Source organism: Rhizobacter sp., from assembly GCF_046595475.1.
In the GTDB taxonomy this organism is placed as follows: domain Bacteria; phylum Pseudomonadota; class Gammaproteobacteria; order Burkholderiales; family Burkholderiaceae_C; genus Rhizobacter.
Genome location: NZ_JBKJOQ010000046.1, coordinates 56,474 through 76,071, shown reverse-complemented (window position 1 = coordinate 76,071; position 19,598 = coordinate 56,474). Strand labels below are relative to the sequence as shown.

Annotated in this window: 20 protein-coding genes; 11 read left to right on the top strand and 9 right to left on the bottom strand. The window is 64.1% G+C overall.

Annotated features, from left to right (window positions below; all coding sequences use genetic code 11):
- Nucleotide 1 precedes the first annotated feature (1 nt).
- The 3 genes from AC30QB_RS09135 to AC30QB_RS09125 all read right to left on the bottom strand — a co-directional run bounded on the left by AC30QB_RS09135 (nucleotide 2) and on the right by AC30QB_RS09125 (nucleotide 4,294).
- Nucleotides 2-949 (bottom strand): branched-chain amino acid ABC transporter permease, encoded by a 948-nt coding sequence (locus AC30QB_RS09135; protein ID WP_489545894.1) that lies wholly within the window; start codon nucleotides 947-949, stop codon nucleotides 2-4.
- A 324-nt stretch (nucleotides 950-1,273) separates the two neighbouring features.
- Nucleotides 1,274-2,521: a branched-chain amino acid ABC transporter substrate-binding protein gene (locus AC30QB_RS09130; protein WP_489545893.1), complete on the bottom strand. Its 1,248-nt coding sequence runs from the start codon at nucleotides 2,519-2,521 to the stop codon at nucleotides 1,274-1,276.
- 126 nt (nucleotides 2,522-2,647) lie between these two features.
- Nucleotides 2,648-4,294 (bottom strand): 3-(methylthio)propionyl-CoA ligase, encoded by a 1,647-nt coding sequence (locus AC30QB_RS09125; protein WP_489545892.1) that lies wholly within the window; start codon nucleotides 4,292-4,294, stop codon nucleotides 2,648-2,650.
- A 117-nt stretch (nucleotides 4,295-4,411) separates the two neighbouring features.
- Here AC30QB_RS09125 and AC30QB_RS09120 point away from each other — a divergent pair, with 117 nt between their 5' ends.
- The 5 genes from AC30QB_RS09120 to AC30QB_RS09100 all read left to right on the top strand — a co-directional run bounded on the left by AC30QB_RS09120 (nucleotide 4,412) and on the right by AC30QB_RS09100 (nucleotide 8,167).
- Complete coding sequence (locus AC30QB_RS09120) at nucleotides 4,412-5,917, top strand: protein adenylyltransferase SelO (protein ID WP_489545891.1); 1,506 nt, start codon at nucleotides 4,412-4,414, stop codon at nucleotides 5,915-5,917.
- Entirely contained in the window at nucleotides 5,914-6,321 is a 408-nt protein-coding gene (gene msrB / locus AC30QB_RS09115) for a peptide-methionine (R)-S-oxide reductase MsrB (RefSeq protein ID WP_489545890.1), read from the top strand. The genes AC30QB_RS09120 and msrB overlap by 4 nt, the downstream gene beginning before the upstream one ends.
- Before the next feature lie 15 nt (nucleotides 6,322-6,336).
- On the top strand, nucleotides 6,337-6,987 hold the full coding sequence (locus AC30QB_RS09110; protein WP_489545889.1) for a septation protein A: 651 nt from the start codon (nucleotides 6,337-6,339) through the stop codon (nucleotides 6,985-6,987).
- An 11-nt stretch (nucleotides 6,988-6,998) separates the two neighbouring features.
- Nucleotides 6,999-7,265 (top strand): BolA family protein, encoded by a 267-nt coding sequence (locus AC30QB_RS09105; protein ID WP_489545888.1) that lies wholly within the window; start codon nucleotides 6,999-7,001, stop codon nucleotides 7,263-7,265.
- A gap of 89 nt (nucleotides 7,266-7,354) precedes the next feature.
- A complete protein-coding gene (locus AC30QB_RS09100) occupies nucleotides 7,355-8,167 on the top strand; it encodes a peptidylprolyl isomerase (RefSeq protein ID WP_489545887.1) in 813 nt (270 codons plus the stop codon).
- A 102-nt stretch (nucleotides 8,168-8,269) separates the two neighbouring features.
- On the opposite strand, the gene AC30QB_RS09095 is transcribed toward AC30QB_RS09100, so the two are convergent.
- Nucleotides 8,270-8,944, bottom strand: coding sequence for an ABC transporter ATP-binding protein (locus AC30QB_RS09095; RefSeq protein WP_489545886.1), 675 nt, complete (start codon nucleotides 8,942-8,944; stop codon nucleotides 8,270-8,272).
- Nucleotides 8,945-8,959: 15 nt separating this feature from the next.
- Between AC30QB_RS09095 and AC30QB_RS09090 the strand changes: the two genes are divergently transcribed.
- The gene (locus AC30QB_RS09090) at nucleotides 8,960-9,601 is read left to right on the top strand and encodes an arylesterase (RefSeq protein ID WP_489545885.1); all 642 of its coding nucleotides are present in this window, start codon (nucleotides 8,960-8,962) and stop codon (nucleotides 9,599-9,601) included.
- A gap of 20 nt (nucleotides 9,602-9,621) precedes the next feature.
- Here AC30QB_RS09090 and AC30QB_RS09085 read toward each other — a convergent pair whose 3' ends face one another.
- The 3 genes from AC30QB_RS09085 to AC30QB_RS09075 all read right to left on the bottom strand — a co-directional run bounded on the left by AC30QB_RS09085 (nucleotide 9,622) and on the right by AC30QB_RS09075 (nucleotide 13,937).
- On the bottom strand, nucleotides 9,622-11,748 hold the full coding sequence (locus AC30QB_RS09085) for a DUF6600 domain-containing protein (protein ID WP_489545884.1): 2,127 nt from the start codon (nucleotides 11,746-11,748) through the stop codon (nucleotides 9,622-9,624).
- A 119-nt stretch (nucleotides 11,749-11,867) separates the two neighbouring features.
- Complete coding sequence (gene def / locus AC30QB_RS09080; RefSeq protein ID WP_489545883.1) at nucleotides 11,868-12,404, bottom strand: peptide deformylase; 537 nt, start codon at nucleotides 12,402-12,404, stop codon at nucleotides 11,868-11,870.
- Nucleotides 12,405-12,419: 15 nt separating this feature from the next.
- On the bottom strand, nucleotides 12,420-13,937 hold the full coding sequence (locus AC30QB_RS09075; protein WP_489545882.1) for a tannase/feruloyl esterase family alpha/beta hydrolase: 1,518 nt from the start codon (nucleotides 13,935-13,937) through the stop codon (nucleotides 12,420-12,422).
- A gap of 111 nt (nucleotides 13,938-14,048) precedes the next feature.
- Here AC30QB_RS09075 and AC30QB_RS09070 point away from each other — a divergent pair, with 111 nt between their 5' ends.
- The 5 genes from AC30QB_RS09070 (at nucleotide 14,049) to AC30QB_RS09050 (ending at nucleotide 18,179) form a co-directional block, all read left to right on the top strand.
- Nucleotides 14,049-14,351, top strand: coding sequence for a hypothetical protein (locus tag AC30QB_RS09070; protein WP_489545881.1), 303 nt, complete (start codon nucleotides 14,049-14,051; stop codon nucleotides 14,349-14,351).
- An 82-nt stretch (nucleotides 14,352-14,433) separates the two neighbouring features.
- Nucleotides 14,434-15,672, top strand: a complete 1,239-nt coding sequence (locus tag AC30QB_RS09065; protein WP_489545880.1) for a hypothetical protein — start codon at nucleotides 14,434-14,436, stop codon at nucleotides 15,670-15,672.
- A gap of 9 nt (nucleotides 15,673-15,681) precedes the next feature.
- Nucleotides 15,682-16,587: a metal ABC transporter substrate-binding protein gene (locus AC30QB_RS09060; RefSeq protein ID WP_489545879.1), complete on the top strand. Its 906-nt coding sequence runs from the start codon at nucleotides 15,682-15,684 to the stop codon at nucleotides 16,585-16,587.
- Nucleotides 16,584-17,378, top strand: coding sequence for a metal ABC transporter permease (locus AC30QB_RS09055; RefSeq protein ID WP_489545878.1), 795 nt, complete (start codon nucleotides 16,584-16,586; stop codon nucleotides 17,376-17,378). Before AC30QB_RS09060 ends, AC30QB_RS09055 begins: the two co-directional genes overlap by 4 nt.
- A 69-nt stretch (nucleotides 17,379-17,447) precedes the next feature.
- Nucleotides 17,448-18,179, top strand: coding sequence for a dienelactone hydrolase family protein (locus AC30QB_RS09050; RefSeq protein WP_489545877.1), 732 nt, complete (start codon nucleotides 17,448-17,450; stop codon nucleotides 18,177-18,179).
- On the opposite strand, the gene AC30QB_RS09045 is transcribed toward AC30QB_RS09050, so the two are convergent.
- Nucleotides 18,176-18,769 carry a hypothetical protein gene (locus AC30QB_RS09045; RefSeq protein WP_489545876.1) on the bottom strand — a complete coding sequence of 198 codons (594 nt, stop codon included), beginning with the start codon at nucleotides 18,767-18,769 and terminating at the stop codon, nucleotides 18,176-18,178. The genes AC30QB_RS09050 and AC30QB_RS09045 overlap by 4 nt on opposite strands.
- Before the next feature lie 34 nt (nucleotides 18,770-18,803).
- Nucleotides 18,804-19,514: a J domain-containing protein gene (locus AC30QB_RS09040; protein WP_489545875.1), complete on the bottom strand. Its 711-nt coding sequence runs from the start codon at nucleotides 19,512-19,514 to the stop codon at nucleotides 18,804-18,806.
- Nucleotides 19,515-19,598 lie beyond the last annotated feature (84 nt).

Below are 19,598 nucleotides of genomic sequence, written 5' to 3'. Positions count from 1 at the left end.
ATCAGCCCTCGCGCGTGCCCAACAGGCCCTTGGGGCGGAAGATCAGCATCAAGACCAATAACGCATACGGCAAGATGGGTGCGACCTGGGAAATCTTCAGATTCAGCAAGGTGTAGCCGAAAGTCGACGGCGAGACATGGAGGTTCATGGCCTGCAGCACGGTGATCATCGATTGATCAAGCGCCACAGCGAAGGTTTGCGCCACCCCGATCAGCAGGGACGCTGCAAAGGCGCCGGCCAACGACCCGAAGCCACCCACCACCACCACCACGAAGATGATCGGCCCGACGGCCGCGGCCATGCCAGGCTCGGTGACATAAGCGTTGCCGCCAATCACACCGGCCAAGCCGGCCAGCGCCGCGCCGCCGCCGAACACCAGCATGAACACCTTGGGCACGTTGTGACCGAGGGACTCGGCCATCTCGGGGTGCGTCAGCGCCGACTGGATGATCAGGCCGATGCGTGTCTTGGCCAGCAGCAGCCAAATCGAAAAGAGCATCAGCACCGCGACCAGCATCATGAACCCGCGGTATATCGGGAACTGGGTGCCGTAGAGCGTGAACAGCGGGCCATCGAGTGACGGCGGCACACCGTAGTCCATCGGCAGGCGGCCCCACGTGAGCTGCACTAACTCAAGCAGCACGAACGACAAGCCGAACGTGATGAGCAACTCGGCAACGTGGCCGAATTTGTGCACGCGGCGCAGACAGAAGCGCTCGAAGAGAGCGCCCACCAGGCCAGCCAGCACGGGCGCCACCACGAGCGCCGGCCAGAAGCCGACGTATTTCATGGTGGTATAGGCGAAATAAGCGCCCAGCATGTAGAAGCTGGCGTGCGCAAAATTGAGCACGCCCATCATGCTGAAGATGAGGGTCAGGCCCGAGCTCAGCATGAACAGCAGCAGCCCGTAGCTGATGCCATTCAACAGCGATATGGTGAAGAACTCCATCGCGTCCTTTGATACATGAAAAGAGAAAAAACCTCGCGTGAGCGGCCATGGCCCAAGGCTCAGAACTCACACGAGCGCAGCGTCTGGCAAACAGCGCAATAGCGTACTACTCGCGCAGCTATTCTCGAGATCGACACAGAGAAGAAAGTCGCCTGCAGCCCCTTGTGAGGAGTGCGCAACGTAAATCATTTGACCGGGCGTGGTGCTAGGGGCTTCCCCTGTCGCAACGCACAAAAGAGGCAAGCCCGTGAAGGCTTGCCTCTTTGCTCAGAAACAGTGAGTCTGTTGTTGCGAGAAGGCCGGGCCTTCACGCAACTCGGTGCATCAGCTCGGGCGCTTCATCTGGCACGTGGTGGGCGTGCTCGACACGTACGGCTCGAAGACCTTTTCCGAGACCCAGGTGTTGCCCGTGCCTTCGCGAGAAACAGGGTTCTTCTTGTCGGCCTTCTGCCAAGTGGCCAGGTACAGCGTCTGCTGCAGCTGGTGGTCAGAGGCACGCATGGTGACATCACCTGAGAAGCTCTTGGTAGCCAGACCTTCCATGGCCTTGGCGACCTTCACCGGGTCCGTCGACTTGGCCTTGGCGATGGCGGCACCCAAGATCTTGAAGAGGTGAACCGTCGTCGCCGTGCTGAAGTCTTCGCCCTTGAACTTGGTTTCGAATCCCTTCAGGATCGCCATGCTCTCGCCCGGCAAGTTGGGGTACGAGCCATAAACGTACCTGACCTTGCCCAGCCCGTAGTCGCCCAATGCGGCCGGGCCGCCGGTAGCACCAGCGTAGTAGGTGTAGAAGTTGACATTCAGGCCCGCGTCCTTCGCAGCCTTGAACAGCAGGGCCATGTCATTGCCCCAGTTGCCGGTGATCACCGTGTCGGCACCAGACTGCTTGATCTTGGCGACGTAAGGAGCGAAGTCCTTTACCTGGGCGATGGGGTGCAGGTCTTCACCGACGATCTCAATATCGGGGCGCTTGCGGGCCAGGTTTTCCTTCGCGAACTTGGCAACTTGGTGCCCGTGCGAATAGTTCTGGCCAATGATGTAGACCTTCTTGATGCTCTTGTCATCTTTCATGTAGGTCGTCATGGCTTCCATCTTCATGGAAGTGTCGGCGTCGAAGCGGAAGTGCCAGTAGTTGCACTTCTCGTTCGTCAACGAAGGATCGACCGCGGCGTAGTTCAGGAAGACCAGCTCCTTGCCCGGATTGCGCTCGTTGTGCTTGCTGATGGCGTCGATCAGCGCGGCGGCGGCACCGGAGCCATTGCCCTGGGCGATGTAGCGGATGCCCTGGTCAGTGGCGGCCTTCAGGACGCTCAGGCTTTCCTGCGGCGAGCCCTTGTTGTCGAAGGGCACGATCTCGTACTTGACGCCAGCCGGGTTGCCCTTGCCGCTCTCGCGATCGGCCAAAAATTGGAAGGTGTGAAAGATGCCGGTGCCGATGTTGGCCATGGGGCCCGACAGCGGGTCAATGAATGCGATCTTGACCGTTTCGCCGGCCTGCGCAAACGCGATGCTGGTGTTGAGCGCAAGAACTGCGACCACCGACAGGCCGAACATTCTCTTTGTGAATTTCATCTACTTCTCCTTGTGTACAAAACAAAACCGTGCGACCTTAACTGAAGATTGCCACGCGCTGCTTCAAGGATTACCCGGAATCGCACGCGAGTGCAAACGCGAAACTGCCCTGCGGAACAACAACACTCAAGCGGCTGGCAATTGATGATCTTTGAATGCCTCTCGGAGCTTTAGTTTCTGGATCTTGCCGGTGGCCGTATGAGGGATTTCGCTAACGAAGGCCACGTCATCGGGGATCTGCCACTTCGCGATGCGCCCCTCGAAGAACGCCAGCATCTCTTCACGCGTGAGGCTTGCGTCGGGCTTCTTCACCACCACGAGCAAAGGGCGCTCGTCCCATTTCGGATGGCGGCATGCGATTGCAGCGGCCTCGTGCACGGCCGGGTGGGCCATCGCGATGTTTTCGAGATCGATGGAGCTGATCCATTCGCCACCCGACTTGATCACGTCCTTGCTGCGGTCGGTGATCTGCATGAACCCGTCGGCGTCGATGGTGGCCACATCGCCGGTCGGGAACCAGTCATGCCCCTCCACCTTCACCAGCGGCGATTCGTCGCGCTGGAAATAGCTCTTGATGACCCAAGGGCCGCGCACAACCAGGTTGCCCGACGACTTGCCATCCCAGGGCAGCGGCTTGTCTTCATCGTCGAGGATCAGCATGTCGACGCCGTAGACCACACGACCTTGCGTGAACTGCATGCGCTCCCTGGCTTCCTTGCTCAGGCTCATATGTTTGCTCTTGAGCTTGGCCAGTGTGCCCAGCGGCGACATCTCGGTCATGCCCCAGGCGTGAATAACTTCCACGCCGAGCTCGTCTTGCAAGGTGCGCAGCATCGACGGCGGGCAGGCCGAGCCGCCGATCACGGTGCGCTTGAAGGTGCTGAACTTGAGCTTGTTCTGCATCACGTAGTTGATGAGACCCAGCCAGACGGTGGGCACGCCAGCGCTGAAGGTGACCTTCTCGCTTTCAAACAACTCGAAGAGCGATTTGCCGTCGAGGTGCGGGCCAGGCATCACCAGCTTGGCGCCGACCAGCGGCCCGGAATACGGCAAGCCCCAGGCGTTGACGTGGAACATGGGCACCACCGGCAGGATCACATCTGCTGCCGAGCAGCCCAGCGAATCGGGCAAGGCGCTGGCGTAGGTGTGCAGCAGCGTCGAGCGGTGGCTGTACACGGCGCCCTTGGGGTTGCCGGTGGTGCCCGAGGTGTAGCAGATGCTCGAAGCCGTGCTCTCGTCGAACTCGGGCCAGGCGTACTCGCCGTTCTCGGCTTCAACCAGCTCTTCGTAGCAAAGCAGCTTGTCGAGGGTGGTGCTGGCCGGCATATGGGCACGGTCTGTCATCAGCACGAAGTGCTTCACGCTCTTGAGCAGGGGAGCGATTTTCTCGACCAGGGGCAGGAAGGTCAGGTCGAAGCACAGCACGCGGTCCTTGGCGTCTTCAGTGATCCAGACGATCTGCTCGGGGAACAGGCGCGGGTTGACGGTGTGGCACACCAGCGCAGAGCCCGACGTGCCGTAGTAGATCTCGAGGTGGCGGTAGCCGTTCCAGGCCAATGTGCCCACGCGATCACCCTGCTCGCAGCCCAGCTTCGCAAGGGCCTGCGCCAGTTTGCGCGAGCGCAGCTCGCAGTCTTTGTAGGTGTAGCGATGGACATCACCCTCAGCGCGCTTCGACACGATTTCTGTGTCGGCCGAGTGCCTCGCCGCATGCACGATGAGTGACGAGATCATCAGCGGCATTTCCATCATCTGGCCCATCAGGCGTGACATGTGTTCTCCGAATTCGATTGCTGCAATGCAACGATGATAGGAAGCGAAACCCCCTCTGAATTCCTGATGTTTACCCCTAGGGAAATTCCGATTCGGGTCGCTCGCTAAACTCTTGCGATGGCTGCTTTACTCGATGACGCGAAGACCCCCGCCGTGCTGGGTGAACGGTGGACCAACCGGTTCGCAGCATTGGGCGAAAGCTTCTACACCGCCCTGCCGCCGCAAGGCCTGCCCGACCCTCATTGGGTGGCCTGGAGCCCTTCGTGTGCGAGCCTGCTCGGCTTTGAGAAGGCACAGCAGTCCACAAACACGCTACAGGTGTTGAGCGGCAATGCGCTGGCAGCTGGCATGCAGCCGCTCGCCAGCGTCTACAGCGGCCACCAGTTCGGCGTGTGGGCCGGGCAGCTAGGCGATGGCCGCGCGCACTGGCTGGGCGAGGTCGACACGCCACACGGGCCGATGGAGCTCCAGCTCAAGGGTGCCGGCCTCACGCCCTACTCGCGCATGGGCGACGGCCGGGCCGTGCTGCGCTCGTCGATCCGCGAGTTCCTCGGGTCGGAGGCCATGGCGGGCCTGGGCGTGCCGACCACGCGTGCGCTGTGCATCACCGGCTCGGCGTTGCCCGTGCGGCGCGAAACAATCGAGACCGCAGCCGTCGTCACCCGCGTGGCGCCCAGCTTCATACGCTTCGGCCACTTCGAGCACTTCGCCCACACGGCCGAAAACACCGAGGCACTGAAGCAGCTGGCCGACTTCGTGATCGGCACGTATTTTCCCGAATGTCTCGATTTGCCACAGCCTTACGTGGGCCTGCTCGAAGCGGTCTCGCGCAAGACGGCCGAGCTCATGGCGCACTGGCAGGCGGTGGGTTTCTGCCACGGCGTGATGAACACCGACAACATGTCGATCCTCGGCTTGACCATCGATTACGGACCCTTCGGTTTTCTTGACGCCTTCGACCCGGGCCATGTCTGCAACCACTCCGACCACCAAGGCCGTTATGCCTACGCACGGCAGCCCAATGTCGGCTTCTGGAACCTGCATGCGCTGGCCCAGGGGCTGCTGCCGCTGATCGGCCAGACCGAACAGGCCAACGAAGATGCCCTGCAAGCGCTTGAGGTCTACAAGACCGCGTTCCCACACGCCCTGGAAGCCAAGATGCGCGCCAAGCTAGGCCTCGCGACCGCCCAAGACGCAGACCGCGAGCTGATCGACGGCCTGCTCAAGCGCATGGCGGCTGACAAGACCGACTTCAGCATCACCTTCCGCCGCCTGGCCCAGTTCAGCACCGCTGAGGGCGCAAGCAACGCACCGGTGCGCGACCTGTTTCTCGACCGCGCCGCCTTCGACGCATGGGCCACGCCCTATGCCGCCAGATTGCGCACAGAAAGCAGCATCGACGCCGAGCGTGCCTTGCGCATGAACCGCGTGAACGCCAAGTACGTGCTGCGCAACCATCTGGCGGAATTGGCCATCCGCCAAGCGCAGGAGGGGGATTTCACCGAAACGCAAACCCTGCTGAAAGTTCTGGAACGGCCCTTCGACGAACAACCCGAACATTCGGCCTACGCCGAATTTCCGCCCACTTGGGCGCAATCTCTTGAGGTTTCTTGTTCATCATGAGTGACTACAAAGTTAAGAAAACCGACGCCGAATGGCGTGACCAACTCGACCCCATGCAATACGAGGTCGCCCGCCAAGCCGCCACCGAGCGCGCCTTCACCGGCAAGTACTGGGACCACTTCAAGCCCGGCCAATACGACTGCGTGGGCTGCGGCACGCCGCTGTTTGCCGCCGCCACCAAGTTTGATGCCGGCTGCGGCTGGCCCAGCTACTCGGAGCCGATCAACAGCGAGGTGGTGGAGCGCATAGTCGACAAGAGCCACGGCATGGTGCGGGTGGAAGTGCGCTGCAATAACTGCGGATCGCACCTCGGCCATGTGTTCGAAGACGGGCCCGAGCCTACAGGCGAGCGCTTTTGCATCAACTCGGCAGCGATAGACTTCAAGCCCAAGCCAACGCCCTGACCGCCGCGCCGCCCGATGAAATTCCTACTCGACTTCCTGCCCCTGCTGCTGTTTTTCGGCACCTTCAAGTTTGCCGACGCCAACAAGGAATGGGCCGCCGCCTTCGCCAGCAACCACCTCGGGTTTCTGGTGTCGGGTGGCGTGGTCGGGGTGGAAGAGGCCCCCGTGCTGCTGGCCACGCTGATCGTCATTGCCGCCACCCTGGTGCAGGTGATCACGCTCAAGCTCATGCGCCGCAAGATCGACCTGATGCTTTGGATCACGCTCACGCTGGTGGTGGTGCTCGGTGGCGCGACCGTCTGGTTTCACAACGCCAAATTCATCATGTGGAAGCCCAGCATCGCCTTCTGGGCCATGGGAATCGCGCTGTGGGTCAGCCAGGCAGTGTTCAAGAAGAATTTGCTGCAGTCGATGATCGGAGGCGAGATGCAGTTGCCGCCTTTGGTGTGGCACCGCCTCAACTTCGCGTGGATCGCCTTCTTCGGGCTGATGGGTCTGATCAACCTCTATGTGGCCTACAGCTATTCCCAATCAACGTGGGCCACCTTCAAGGTGTTCGGCGTGTACGGGCTGATGATCGTCTTCACGGTGGCACAGGTTCTGTACCTGAGCCGCTACGTGCAAGACGAGAGCGCCGAAGAAGCCACACCCGACAAGTCGGCCTGAGCGCGGTAAACATGGCCGTCACTGCACAAGACATTGAAGCCGCATTGCGCGAGTCGTTGCAGCCCGCCACGCTCGCCGTCACCGACGACAGCCACCTGCACGCGGGCCATGCCGGAGCGCGCGAAGGCCGACATTTCAGCGTGCAGATCGTCAGCGAAAGCTTCACCGAACTGTCACGCGTGAAGCGACATCGCCTCGTATATGATGCCCTCCACCTCTTGATTCCGCGCGGCATCCACGCGCTCGCCATCAACGCCCGCGCGCCGGGCGAAAGCTGAAACCAAACGCAGCCGCCGGCCCGATGGCCACTCCGCCGCCGCGCAGCACTCACCTCCTCGACTCATCCCGTTTGAAAGGCCCCAAGCCCATGAAAAAACTGTCCATTGTTGCCCGCGCATCGCTGCTGGCCGTCTCCGTTGCGCTGCTGTACCCGCTGGCTGCGCAGGCGCAAAACGTGGCCATCGTGAACGGTAAGCCCGTGCCCACGGCGCGCGTAGAGGCCCTGCTGCAACAGGCCACCAAGCAAGGTGGCCAACCCCGCACGCCCGAGCTTGAAGCCCAGGTGCGTGACGAGGTCGTGCTGCGCGAGATGTTCATGCAGGAAGCCGAGAAGCTGGGCCTCGCCCGCTCGGCTGACTACAAGGCCCAGATGGAGCTGGCGCGCCAGAGCATCCTGATCCGCGAGCTCTTCAACGACTACAACAAGAAGAACCCGGTCACCGATGCAGAAATCCAGGCCGAGTACAACAAGTTCAAGGCGCAGTCCGCTGGCCCCGAGTACCACGCTCGCCACATCCTGGTCGAGAAAGAAGACGAGGCCAAGGCCCTCATCGCCCAGATCAAGGCAGGTGCCAAGTTTGACGAGCTGGCCAAGAAGAGCTCGAAGGACCCTGGGTCGGGCGCCAACGGCGGCGACCTCGACTGGGCCAACCCCAGCTCTTACGTGCCCGAATTTGCCACCGCCCTGACCAGCCTGAAGAAGGGCGAGATGACCGAGACGCCGGTGAAGACCCAGTTCGGCTACCACATCATCAAGCTCGAAGACACGCGCGAAGCGCAGTTCCCGGGCCTCGAAGAAGTCAAGCCGCGCATCCAGCAAGGCCTTGGTCAGCAGCGTCTGGCCAAGTTCCGCGACGACATCAAGACCAAAGCCAAGACCGACTACAAGTTCTCGAACTGATAGGTCGCGTACCGCAACTCAAAAAGGGGTGCCATGTGGCGCCCCTTTTGCTTGCTGACTTTCTTTTGGACGCAAAGAGCGCCAAGAAAACGCCGCCAGTCCTCAGCTCAAATCGACACGCCCCGCCTCGATGCGCAGCTGTCGATCGCAGCGCGCCGCAATGCCGCGGTCATGCGTCACCAGCACCAGCGTCGTGCCGGCTTCGCGGTTGAGCTCAAACATCAGCTCCATCACCTTTTCGCCGGTGGCGAAATCGAGGCTGCCGGTGGGCTCATCCGCCAGCAGCACCGCGGGCTTCACAACGAAGGCGCGGGCAAGGGCCACGCGCTGCTGCTCGCCACCCGACAGCACCTTGGGGTAATGCGACAAGCGCTCGCCGAGACCCACGCGTTGAAGCATCTCGGTTGCCATGGCGCGCGCATCATTGCGGCCTTGCAGCTCCAGCGGCAGCATCACGTTTTCCAGCGCGGTGAGGTTGCCCAGCAGCTGGAAGCTCTGGAACACGAAGCCCACCTTGGCTGCACGCACCGCAGCTCGCGCGTCTTCGTCGAGCACAAACAAATCGTTCCCGGCGAGGCGAACTGTGCCGGTGGTGGGCGTGTCCAAGCCTGCAATGATGGAGAGCAAGGTGCTCTTGCCCGAGCCGCTGGCGCCGACGATGGCTGCCGACTGCCGAGGTGCCAGCGTGAAGTCGATCTCATGGAGAATCGTCAGCAGGCCACTGGAGTCTTGCACCTGTTTGGTGACACGCTCAACAGCAATGATGGAGTCAGACATGAAGGCCAGTCTCGAATGGAAATGACGCGCAGAAAACTGCTCGGGCACTGTACCGCGCTTGTATACGCGCTCGCTGCGCTGCCGGCCGTGTCGGCCGCGCAACCTGTCATCCTCGTGGTGGGCGACAGCCTCTCAGCCGAGTACGGCCTGCAGCGCGGCAAAGGCTGGGTGGCCCTGCTCGACAAGCGACTGGTGCAAGACAAGCGGGCCGCAACCGTGATCAACGCCAGCATCAGCGGCGACACCACCTCGGGCGGGCGCTCACGCCTGCCAGCGCTGCTCAAGCAGCACCGCCCCACGATCGTGATTCTGGAGCTGGGCGGCAACGACGCACTGCGCGGCCTGCCGCTCGACATGACACGTGGCAACCTGCTCGCCATGGCACAAGCGGCCAAGGCGGCCGGCGCCAAGGTGCTCGTGGTCGGCATGCAGGTACCACCCAACTACGGGCGCAAGTACGGCGACGATTTTGCGGCGCTGTTTGCGAGCGTCGCTAAGGAAGAAGGCGCCGCCCTCGTGCCCTTCTTGTTGAAGGGCGTGGCCGACGTGCCGAACTCGCGCGCGCTGTTTCAGCCCGACCTCATACACCCACGCGAGCAGGCTCACCCGATCATGCTGGCCAATGTGTGGGCCTCTCTGACCCCGCTCTTGCGCTGAACTGGTGGCCCTGAACGGACTCAGCGGCGCTGGTCGCCCGAGCGTTCGCGCTCTTCGCGGCCACCACCTCCGCGATGCTGACGCCCTTCAGGCTGAGGCTGTTGTGGTTGGGCTTCACGCAGCGTCTCGCGGTGGGGCTCTGCTTGCGGCGGTGCCTGCACCTGAGGCTGTTGCACGGCCGGTGCCTGCACCGGGCGCGGCGGGGGCCCCGGCATTTCGTTCGGGCGACGGCGCTCGCCAGCTTGCGGTGGTGCCACCGGTGCAGGCGTCTGCGCAGGATTTCCACGCACGCCACCTTGCGGTTGGCCATGATCTCCACGATCACGATCGGGGCGGACGGGCATGGGGCGAGCACGCGGGTCGCTTTCTCGCGGTGAGGCCACAGCCGGCGGGGTGACATGCGGTGCAGGCGCATTCGCGACCGGCGGCGCGGCCTGGGCAGCTGGCACCTTCACGATCGGCCGGTCGCGCTCACGTCGATCGCGCGGTGGCTCTTGCGGCCGGGCCGGCTCTTGCAAACGCGCCGCCGGTGCGGCGATGACGGGCGAAGCCTCACGGCGTTCACCGCGATCTCGATCTCCACGATCCGAGCGGTCACCACGGTCACCTGCAACATTGCGATCGCTGCGATCGGGTTGGCCTTGGCCCTGGCCGCCCGTACCGCCGTTACCGCCCGTACCGCCGTTACCACGTGGTGGCGACACACCCGGCCCGGCCACTGCGCGCGAGGGCATGCCCGGCCGTGAGACGCGTGGGTCTTCAGCCTGCCGCGAGCCCGGCGTCCAGCGTGGTGGTGCGACCACAGGCGCATCGGCCCGCGGGCGCTCTCGCACCATGTCGCGCAGCACACGGTCATTCACCCGTGTGATGGCGGGTGCCACCGGTTGGCGGCGCTCGACCACGGACGAGGGCACCACCGTCACCGCATGCGGCAGGCCGCGGTTGGCATAGCGCGCATTCGCCATGTACTGACCCGGGCTGTTGATGATGGTGGTCACGTTGGTGATGTTGGTCACCTGGGTCACGTTGACTTCGCGCACATAGCGCGGGCTCACGCGGTAACCCGGCACATAAACCTCGCGCGGCCCCAGAGGGAACCAGCCCACGGTGGGCGCGTTCCCCACCGAGATCGACACGCTCAAATGAGGCCCACCCACCCAAGCCACCAGGGCCGGTGCGTACACGGGGCGCGCCACATAGCGGCCCGGTGTCCAGCCCCAGGTGTTGCGATACCAAACCCAGCGGCCATAGTGGAAAGGCGCAAAACCCCAGGGCGCATCGTCGACCCACGTCCAGCCCCAGGGTCGCACCCAGGCCCAGTGGCCCATGCGGTAAGGCGCCCAGCCCTCCACGACCTCGCGGGGTGTCCAGATGGAGCCGTACTCTTCGTTTTGCTCCCAGCGGCCATAGCGGTCGAGGTCTTCGACGCCGGTCATCTCGGGCGACACGTAGCGGCTGGAGACACTGCGCTCTTCGCGCGTGTCACGCGAGCCCACCCAGTCGCCGAACGAATCGCGCTGCGGGCCGCTGATGGAGTACTGCGCCACGCCTCGCTCTTTCCAGAACTCGACGCGTTGGCCCTGCTGCACGGTCAGTGCTGTGCCGTCGCCTTCATAGATCAGCTGCCCGCTGAGCGCCGTGGCGTGGCTGTTTTCGTCGTCGCGGTCGAATCGGTAGTTGCCGGTGCGCTGGGCGCGAAAGCGCCCTTCTTCGGTGGCCAAGCTGAACTGGTTAGCCGCGTCGCGGGTGCGCAGGCGCGCCGTCACGCTACCGCTGTGCAGCTGCAGGCTCAAGTGGTCATCGTCGAGCTGCAGCACCTCCAGCTCGGTGTTGGGGGCGACCCGCAACACGGTGGAGCCGACATGCACCTCGGCGCGGCCGTCGTTTTCGGTGGAAATGCGGTCACCCGTGGTGACCGGGCGGTTGCGGGCGGCGGCGATCCACTCGTTGATGTCTGTCGCGAAGATCCAGACCTGGCCATTGATCTCCGACAAACGGCCTGCGCGGTCAGGCGGGTCTGCTGCATCGGCATCGGCCGCATGGGCTGGCAGCGCCAGCAGGCTCAGCAGCAAGAGGCCAAACAACAAGGCCACCCATTGCCGGGCAGGATGGGCGCGCAGCGGCGCTGTGGTGTGCGGGTGTTTCATAAGCGAGTCTCGCTTTCGAGTGCAGTGAACCGCGTGGGTTCCTCCTACAACGCTCCGCCGCAGCGCTGGGCTGACCGCAGAAACGTTTCTTCGCAAATGGAGGCCGAAATGGCGGGCGATCAGTCGTCGTCGGCGGGGTCGAGCTCAGGGAAAAGCACACTTGTGAAGCCGAACTGGCTGAAATCGCGCACCCGCATCGGGTAAAGCTTGCCGATGAGGTGATCACACTCGTGCTGCACCACGCGGGCGTGAAAACCATCGGCTTCCCGGTCTATCGGCTGGCCCTGCGGGTCAAAGCCCGTGTAGCGGATGCGGGCATATCGTGGCACCACACCCCGCAAGCCAGGGACCGAGAGGCAACCTTCCCAGCCGCTTTCTTCTTCGTCAGACAGAGGCGTGATCTGCGGGTTGATCAGCACCGTCTCGGGCACCGGCGGCGCATCGGGGTAGCGGTCGTTCTTCTTGAAGCCAAAGATCACCAGTGCCAGGTCAACGCCTATCTGAGGCGCGGCCAGCCCTGCGCCGTTGGCAGCGTGCATGGTGTCGAACATGTCGTCGATCAGCACGCTCAGCTCCCGCGTGCCGAACTGCTGCACCGGCATCGCCACGCGCAGCAAGCGCGGGTCGCCCATCTTGAGAATTTCTCGAACCGTCATGCCCGCGATTTTGATTCAGGACGTGGCGCAGGTGAAGCTGCTGGCCGAATTCACGTCCCCCGAGCCCCTGTATTTGGGAAAGCTGGGGTAGCGGCACAGCGGGCGCGACAAGATGATTTGCCCATTGCCGAGGTCGACCTTGTAGTTGGTGAGGTTGCGCGAGGAAGGCCGCGTACCGCCTTCCACCCACTGCGTGGTCGCGTCCATGAAGTCGACCCAATACGGCCCCACCCCGCCACCGCAATGCTGTACGCCCGGCAGCAAGAAGAATTCCATGGACGCATCACGCACCGGTGCACCACCCGACGCGGTGGCCACGTCGTTGAAGTACTTCACTGAGCCCTTGTAGCTGATGGCCCAGTCGTGCGTGCCGTGCACCAGCACCAGCTTGCGGCCTTGTGCCAGGAAGGCGCTGAGGTTGGGCGAGGCATCGATCGTCGCCGCAGCGGCGGCCAGCTGAGGCTGAAACGCGGCGGGCGCAAAGGCCAGCGTGTTGTAGCCAAGGTTGCTGGTCAGCCAGTACTTCACCAGGCCATCGGCAAAAGTGAACTGGGCGGTGAGCGGCGCGGCGGGTGGGTTGCCCAGCCAGCCGGGCCAGCCTTCGTCTTCACCACCGGCGTCCCAGCCAGGGTAGACCAGCGCGCCGTTGGCGTAGCGGTACTCCGAGTAGATGGTGCGAGCGGCGGCCACCTGGGCCGCGGTGAGGCAGCTGTTGCTGTCGGCGCCGCTGCATTGCAGGCTGCCCGGGTCGAAGTGGCAAGACTGCGGCCAGCTCACGATGCCATCGGCCAGGCCGTCGTTGGCGTCGCACTGGGCCACCACGGCGCGCGCAATCGCGCCGGCCTTGGCCGCGTTGATGGCAGCGCCGGGTGCGCTGATCGCTTGCGCGTTGCGAATGAAGGCCTGGAACAGCTCGGTAAAACTGTAGGCAGGTGCAATGGACAGGATGCCGTCGTAGTCGGCCGGGTAGCGGCTGGCCTGAATGAGCGCCTCGCGCCCGCCATTGGAGCAGCCCTGGAAGTAGTGGCGTTGCGCGTCGTGGCCATAACGTCGGCGCACGATCTCTTTTGCCACCAGCAGAGTCGTATGTGCCGACAGGTAGCCGAAGTCGGCTTGCGCCTGCGTGTTGTTCAGCGCGAACGAGGCGTCGAGCGGGTCACCCACATGCCCGCCGTTGGAAGCCACCGTCACGTATGAAGCGGTCGAGGCCACCGGGTTCAAGGCAATCACACCGTCCCAGCCGCCACCGCCGCTGTAGATGAGCTTGCTGTTCCACAGCGTGGGCAGGTTGACCTGGAAGTTGAAGCCCGTGCGCACCGACCCTTCGACCTTGCAGTACTCGCCCACGTCGGTTGTGGCCGCCACGGTGGTGGTGCGGGTGATGGTGGCGCCGGCCAGCATCTGGCCATCCAGGCTCGCACAGGTGGCGAGCGCCATTGGCGGAGGCGGCGGGCCGTCATCGCCACTCGAACCGCAGCCGATCAAGCTGCCGAGCAGCAGCATGGCAGCGGTGTTCTGCAACCAGGTTTTCATCGCAACTTCCCCTTTTTCGGCACCACTCTCTTTGCGTCATTGTCGCTGTGGTAGCTTCCATTCCCTGCCGGCACAAGCCGGGTTTTGGAAACCAGCTGTACCTTGAAACCGATGCTGCGATCGTGGCGAGTGCTGTTGCTGGTGTGGGCCGTATTGATGGCCCCGCAGCTTTCGCTCGTGCATGCGCTGTCGCACATCGCATCGCAGTCGACTGAAGAGCGCCAGCAAGCGCCCGACAAGGTGTGCGACAGCTGCCTGGCCTTTGCGCAGGTCGGTACTGCCTTGCCCTCGCACCACGAGTGGCGTGCACATGCCGCAGCCCTGCCCGAGCCCACGGCCCACGCGCCGCACGCCACGGTGCTGCGCACGGTCACTTACTTTCTTGCACGCGCCCCGCCTCCTGCACTGAGCTGATTCTTTCGCAGCCCCACTTGGGGTTTTGTGTCGTTGCGCGCCTGCGCAGCGGCGCGGTGCTTCATCAGATGCAGGAAATTTCATGTTCACTCACCGCCTCGCGGCCACGGGCTTGTGCCTGGCTGCGCTCTCGTCTCTTTCGCATGCGGCGGACAACGCCCCAACGGCCTCGTCTTTCAACCCCGCCATCTCGCTCATCTTGAACGGCAGCTACGCCAATCTCTCTCAAGACCCCGACACCTACAGACTGCAAGGCTTCATACCGAGCGGCGGCGAGGTCGGCCCGGGTCGCCGCAGCTTCAGGCTCGGCGAGTCCGAGCTGAGCCTGAGCGCCTCGGTCGACCCGAGCTTCTCGGGCCGCCTGACCGCCGCCATCACACCCGAAAACGAAGTCAGCGTCGAAGAGGCCTTCTTCGAGAAACAGGGCCTCTTCAACGGCGCCACGCTGAAGGGCGGCCGCTTTCTCTCGTCTATCGGCTACCTCAACGGCCAGCATGCCCACGCCTGGGACTTTGCCGATGCCCCGCTGGCCTACCAGGCCTTCTTTGGGGGGTCGTTGAAGACCGACGGCCTACAGCTGCGCTGGCTGGCGCCCACCGATCGCTTCATCGAGCTGGCCGCCGAGCTGGGTACGGGCGACAGCTTCCCCGGCAACGACACCCATCGCAATGGCGCTGGCATGTTCTCGCTCGCCGCCCACACCGGTGACGACTTCGGGGCCAGCTCGAGCTGGCGCGCGGGCCTCTCGTGGCTGCGCCATCGCGCCGCCGACCGCGCCTACACCGACAGCGATGCTGCGGGCACCGAAGTCACCAACGCGTTCACTGGCAAGAGCAACACCTGGGTGCTCGACGCCATCTACAAATGGGCGCCCAACGGCAACGGCACGCAGCAAAACCTGAAGGTCCAGGGCGAATACTTCCGCCGCACCGATGACGGCTCGCTCGCTTTCGACACGCTCTCTCAGCGGGGCGGCCCCATCGCCGACAGTTATCGCAGCACGCAAAGCGGCTGGTACCTGCAGGCGGTGTATCAGTTCATGCCGATGTGGCGCGTGGGTGCGCGCTATGACCGCCTGAGCTCGGGCTCGCCACAGATTGCGTTGCTCAACAGCAGCGTGCTCACCGCGGCCGATTTCCCCACGTTGCAAAGCGCACACCCAACGCGCTCTACGGTGATGGTCGACTACTCGGCCTCTGAGTTCAGCCGCCTGCGCCTGCAGCTGGCTGCCGACCATGGCCGTGCCGACGGCAGCACCGACCGCCAAGTCTTCATTCAATACATCATGAGCCTCGGTGCCCATGGTGCGCACTCGTTCTAGGACCACGCCATGACACTCACACTCAAACAAGCACTGCTCGCGGCGCTGGCCTGCCTTTCATTGCACGCGCAGGCGGCACTCAACGTGGTGGCCTGCGAGCCCGAATGGGCCTCGCTCGCCAAGGAGCTGGGCGGCGACAAGCTCAGCGTCTCGTCGGCCACCACCGCGCTGCAAGACCCGCATCGCATCGAGGCCCGGCCCAGCCTGATCGCGCGCGTGCGCAACGCCGATTTGCTGGTGTGCACCGGCATGGAACTCGAGGTGGGCTGGCTGCCCGTGCTCATTCAGCAGTCGGGCAATGCCAAGCTCACGGCTGGCTCGCCAGGCCACTTCGAAGCGGGGCGATTCATCACCCCGATTGACCTGCCCACCAGGCTTGACCGCAGCGACGGCGACGTGCATGCCGCCGGCAACCCGCATATCCAGCAAGACCCGCGCAACATTGCGCTGGTGGCCAAGGCCCTCGCCGAGCGCCTGGCGCAAGTCGACCCTGCCAACGCGCCGACCTACCGAGCGCGCTATGCAGCGTTCAGCACCCGCTGGGCCGACGCGCTGCGCAAATGGGATCAGCAAGCCGCTCCGCTGAAGGGCATCAACGTGGTGGCCCATCACAAAAACATGGGCTACTTGTGGGCCTGGCTTGGTGTGCGCGAAGTGGCCACGCTTGAGCCTAAGCCTGGCGTGGAGCCCAGCGCCGGCCACCTGAGCGCGCTCAGCGCCCAGCTGGCGCAGCAGCCGGCCAAGCTGGTGGTGCGCGCGGCGTACCAAGACGCCCGCGCCTCGCAATGGCTGGCCGAGCATGCGCACATCCCTGCCGTGAGCCTGCCCTTCACCGTAGGCGGCAACGACCAGGCCGTCGACTTGTTTGGCTTGTTCGACAGCACGCTCGCCTTGCTGCTGGCAGCTTCGAAATGAACGCCTCCACCATCGACGTGGCCATCTTGCTGCCGGCCTTCGCGGCCGGCCTGCTGGTGCTCGCAACCCACGTGCCTCTTGGGGCGCAGGTGCTGCGCAAGGGCATCGTCTTCATCGACCTGGCCATCGCCCAGATCGCAGCCTTGGGCGTGATCGCTGCGGGCTTGCTCGACATCGCCCCCGGCGGCTGGCAGGTGCAGGTGGCCGCCGCAGCCGCGGCGCTGGCTGGCGCCCTGCTGCTGACCTGGACGGAGAAGCGCTGGCCCGACGTGCAAGAAGCGCAGATCGGCGTGCTCTTCGTACTGGCGGCCACCGCGGGCATCTTGCTGCTGGCCAAGAACCCCCACGGCGGCGAGCACCTGCAAGACCTGCTCGCCGGGCAGATCTTGTGGGTCAGCTACGCGCAGCTGGCGTTTCCGCTGCTGGCCAGCGTGTTCATCCTCGCGCTGTGGTTTGGCTTGCGTGAGCGGCTGTCGCAGCTGGGCTTCTACCTGGTGTTTGCCTTGGCTGTGACGGTGTCGGTGCAGCTGGTCGGCGTGTACCTGGTGTTTGCCACTCTCATCGTGCCCAGCCTGGGCACGCGCAGGCACCCGCAGGCGCGCAGGCTGCCGTTGGCGTACGGCATCGGCGTGCTCGGCTACGCCTTGGGCTTGTTGCTGTCATCGGCGCTCGATTTGCCCAGTGGCGCGCTGATCGTGTGGTGCCTGGCCTTGCTCGCCATGGCCGTGCATGCAGCTGCGCCAAAAACAAGTGCCAGTGGCGCGGCGCCAAGCGCGCACCCAAGCACTTGATCAACACGCCACATGAAGGGTTCATCAAGAATACAGTGGCGCACCCTTGAGACACCCATTGAGACACCCATGATCGAGCACCACATAGACATCCCCACCGCCGACGGCGCCATGAACACCTTCGTTGTCCACCCCGAAGAAGGCGGGCCGTTCCCGGTGGTGCTGTTCTACATGGACGCCCCAGGCAAACGCGAGGAGCTGCACGACATGGCGCGTCGCATGGCGAGCGTGGGCTACTGTGTGGTGCTGCCCAACCTGTACTACCGCCGCACGCCCGACTACGTGCTGCGCGAGCGCACAGAAGAAGGTTTGGCCGAGATGTTCAGCCACATGCATTCGCTGGGGCGGCTCAGCACCGAATGCGACACCGAAGCGATGCTGCGCTTCGTAGCCACCCTGGCGCAAGCCGATGCCTCGCGCATAGGCGCCGTGGGCTACTGCATGAGCGGGCCGTTCGTGGTGTGGGCTGCGGCGGCCTTTCCCGACAGGCTGCGCTTCATCGCCTCAATCTACGGCGCCAACATGGTCACCGACCAGCCCGACTCGCCGCACCGCATGGTCGACAAGCTGCTGTGCGAGGCCTACTTCGCCTGCGCAGAAATCGACAAATGGGCACCGCCGGCCGCAGTCGAGAAGCTGCAGGCCGCGCTGCAGGCGGCGGGCACGCTACACCGTGTGGAGTGGTACCCGGGCGCTGAGCACGGCTTCGCGTTTCCCTTGCGGGTGGGCATCTACAACAAGCCCGCCGCCGAGCGGCATTGGGAGCGCTTGTTCAGCCTGTTCAGGCGCAGGCTGAGCTAGTTTTTGGTCGCCTGCGGCGGCAGTGCGCTGATCTCGATGATCCGGACCTCGTCGCCTTCCAGCACCAGGCTCACCCGCTCCAGCGTTTCTGCACTGACGGAGCGGCGAGCGTCTATGCGCTCAGCCTTGCGGCATTGCAGGCGCAAGGTCTGCGAGAAAGGGTCTGGGCTGCCCTCGCCGCATTGGCGATCGCTCTGGTAGCGTTTTGACGCCTGCACGAGACGCGTGAGCGAGTCCATGAAATCAGCGCGGCCCACTTCCGAGCGGCCGCGCTTGTCGACCACCATCGACTTGAAGTCTTTCGACAGCAGCCGGCCAGCCGAGGCCATGTCTCGCTCGGTGACTGCGCCGTCGAAACGGCGCAGGGTTTCTTGGGCGTCGGCCGTCGTCAGCTCCCGTGCCTTGAGCGCCTGCCATTTGTCAGACGGCGCCTTGGTCTCGCAGGGCCTGTCCTGAAAGCTCGTCTTGCCGGCTGCATTGGTGCAGGCCCAGGCCGCCTGCGCGCTGAGCGGCAGGCAGCCCATCAGCGCAACCAAGCCGAAGCCGGCTCCTTGGCGCAGCACGGCAAGCTGGGATGTGGCATGACGCATGGTGAAACCCCTGGGCGAAAACTTCAGCAAGAGACTAGCGGCTGCAGCTCAGGCGCTTGCCTTCGCCGCGGTTGATCACCAAGCGTTGCGCCGTGAGCTCTTCCAGCGCGAAGCTGTTGGACTGCTCCGCGTCGCGCAGTGTCAGCGCAGCACTGGAGATCGCATAGTCGCCGCGAACGGGCTGCCCGTTCGACTGGCCCAAATACGTGCCGTCGGGTGCGAAGCTCAGGGCAAGCCCGCTGCCCGTCAGCGGGCCTTGGCATTTCCAGGCGCCTAGCAGCAGCTTGTCGCGCGACGGTGCGGCGGCCACTGGCGGGTTCAGGGCTGGCGTGGGGCTCACCTCCGGGGGCGCGGCCGGTACCGCGCGAGCGGCCGGCGCAGCGGGAACGCGGGTGGCCGCGCCGGGGCTCTTCAAGAACCACCAGGCGCCGATGAGCAGCACCACCACGGCCACCGCCGCCATCAGCTTGTTGCGGTTGCCTGACGGTTCGTCGTCTTCCACGATCTCGACCACCGCCGCGCGCTCACGCTGGCGCAGCGATTTGTCGTACGCCGCTCGCCGGCGCTGGTTGGAAAGTATGTTGTGGGCCTCTTTCAAGGCCAGCTGTTGAGCAGGGTCGGGCAGGGTGTCGTCTTCGTCGGAGCGTGTCAGCTCTTCATAGACGGCATGTATCTCGGCGACGGTCGCCTCGGGCTTCACGCCCAGGATCTCGTACAAGGTCTTCCGCTTCGAAGCCTCTGTCATGCAGCCTCCGGGCTCAGTTCAGCACGTCTCCTCACAGTCACTCCTCAGTGGTCGCGGCGCACCTGCCCGGCTCAAACCGGGTCT

What these genes read in the sequence shown, in the direction of transcription:
- AC30QB_RS09135 (WP_489545894.1), bottom strand. Translation starts at nt 949, where the DNA reads ATGGAGTTCTTCACCATATCGCTGTTGAATGGCATCAGCTACGGGCTG.
- AC30QB_RS09130 (WP_489545893.1), bottom strand. Translation starts at nt 2,521, where the DNA reads ATGAAATTCACAAAGAGAATGTTCGGCCTGTCGGTGGTCGCAGTTCTT.
- AC30QB_RS09125 (WP_489545892.1), bottom strand. Translation starts at nt 4,294, where the DNA reads ATGTCACGCCTGATGGGCCAGATGATGGAAATGCCGCTGATGATCTCG.
- AC30QB_RS09120 (WP_489545891.1), top strand. Translation starts at nt 4,412, where the DNA reads ATGGCTGCTTTACTCGATGACGCGAAGACCCCCGCCGTGCTGGGTGAA.
- msrB (WP_489545890.1), top strand. Translation starts at nt 5,914, where the DNA reads ATGAGTGACTACAAAGTTAAGAAAACCGACGCCGAATGGCGTGACCAA.
- AC30QB_RS09110 (WP_489545889.1), top strand. Translation starts at nt 6,337, where the DNA reads ATGAAATTCCTACTCGACTTCCTGCCCCTGCTGCTGTTTTTCGGCACC.
- AC30QB_RS09105 (WP_489545888.1), top strand. Translation starts at nt 6,999, where the DNA reads ATGGCCGTCACTGCACAAGACATTGAAGCCGCATTGCGCGAGTCGTTG.
- AC30QB_RS09100 (WP_489545887.1), top strand. Translation starts at nt 7,355, where the DNA reads ATGAAAAAACTGTCCATTGTTGCCCGCGCATCGCTGCTGGCCGTCTCC.
- AC30QB_RS09095 (WP_489545886.1), bottom strand. Translation starts at nt 8,944, where the DNA reads ATGTCTGACTCCATCATTGCTGTTGAGCGTGTCACCAAACAGGTGCAA.
- AC30QB_RS09090 (WP_489545885.1), top strand. Translation starts at nt 8,960, where the DNA reads ATGGAAATGACGCGCAGAAAACTGCTCGGGCACTGTACCGCGCTTGTA.
- AC30QB_RS09085 (WP_489545884.1), bottom strand. Translation starts at nt 11,748, where the DNA reads ATGAAACACCCGCACACCACAGCGCCGCTGCGCGCCCATCCTGCCCGG.
- def (WP_489545883.1), bottom strand. Translation starts at nt 12,404, where the DNA reads ATGACGGTTCGAGAAATTCTCAAGATGGGCGACCCGCGCTTGCTGCGC.
- AC30QB_RS09075 (WP_489545882.1), bottom strand. Translation starts at nt 13,937, where the DNA reads ATGAAAACCTGGTTGCAGAACACCGCTGCCATGCTGCTGCTCGGCAGC.
- AC30QB_RS09070 (WP_489545881.1), top strand. Translation starts at nt 14,049, where the DNA reads ATGCTGCGATCGTGGCGAGTGCTGTTGCTGGTGTGGGCCGTATTGATG.
- AC30QB_RS09065 (WP_489545880.1), top strand. Translation starts at nt 14,434, where the DNA reads ATGTTCACTCACCGCCTCGCGGCCACGGGCTTGTGCCTGGCTGCGCTC.
- AC30QB_RS09060 (WP_489545879.1), top strand. Translation starts at nt 15,682, where the DNA reads ATGACACTCACACTCAAACAAGCACTGCTCGCGGCGCTGGCCTGCCTT.
- AC30QB_RS09055 (WP_489545878.1), top strand. Translation starts at nt 16,584, where the DNA reads ATGAACGCCTCCACCATCGACGTGGCCATCTTGCTGCCGGCCTTCGCG.
- AC30QB_RS09050 (WP_489545877.1), top strand. Translation starts at nt 17,448, where the DNA reads ATGATCGAGCACCACATAGACATCCCCACCGCCGACGGCGCCATGAAC.
- AC30QB_RS09045 (WP_489545876.1), bottom strand. Translation starts at nt 18,769, where the DNA reads ATGCGTCATGCCACATCCCAGCTTGCCGTGCTGCGCCAAGGAGCCGGC.
- AC30QB_RS09040 (WP_489545875.1), bottom strand. Translation starts at nt 19,514, where the DNA reads ATGACAGAGGCTTCGAAGCGGAAGACCTTGTACGAGATCCTGGGCGTG.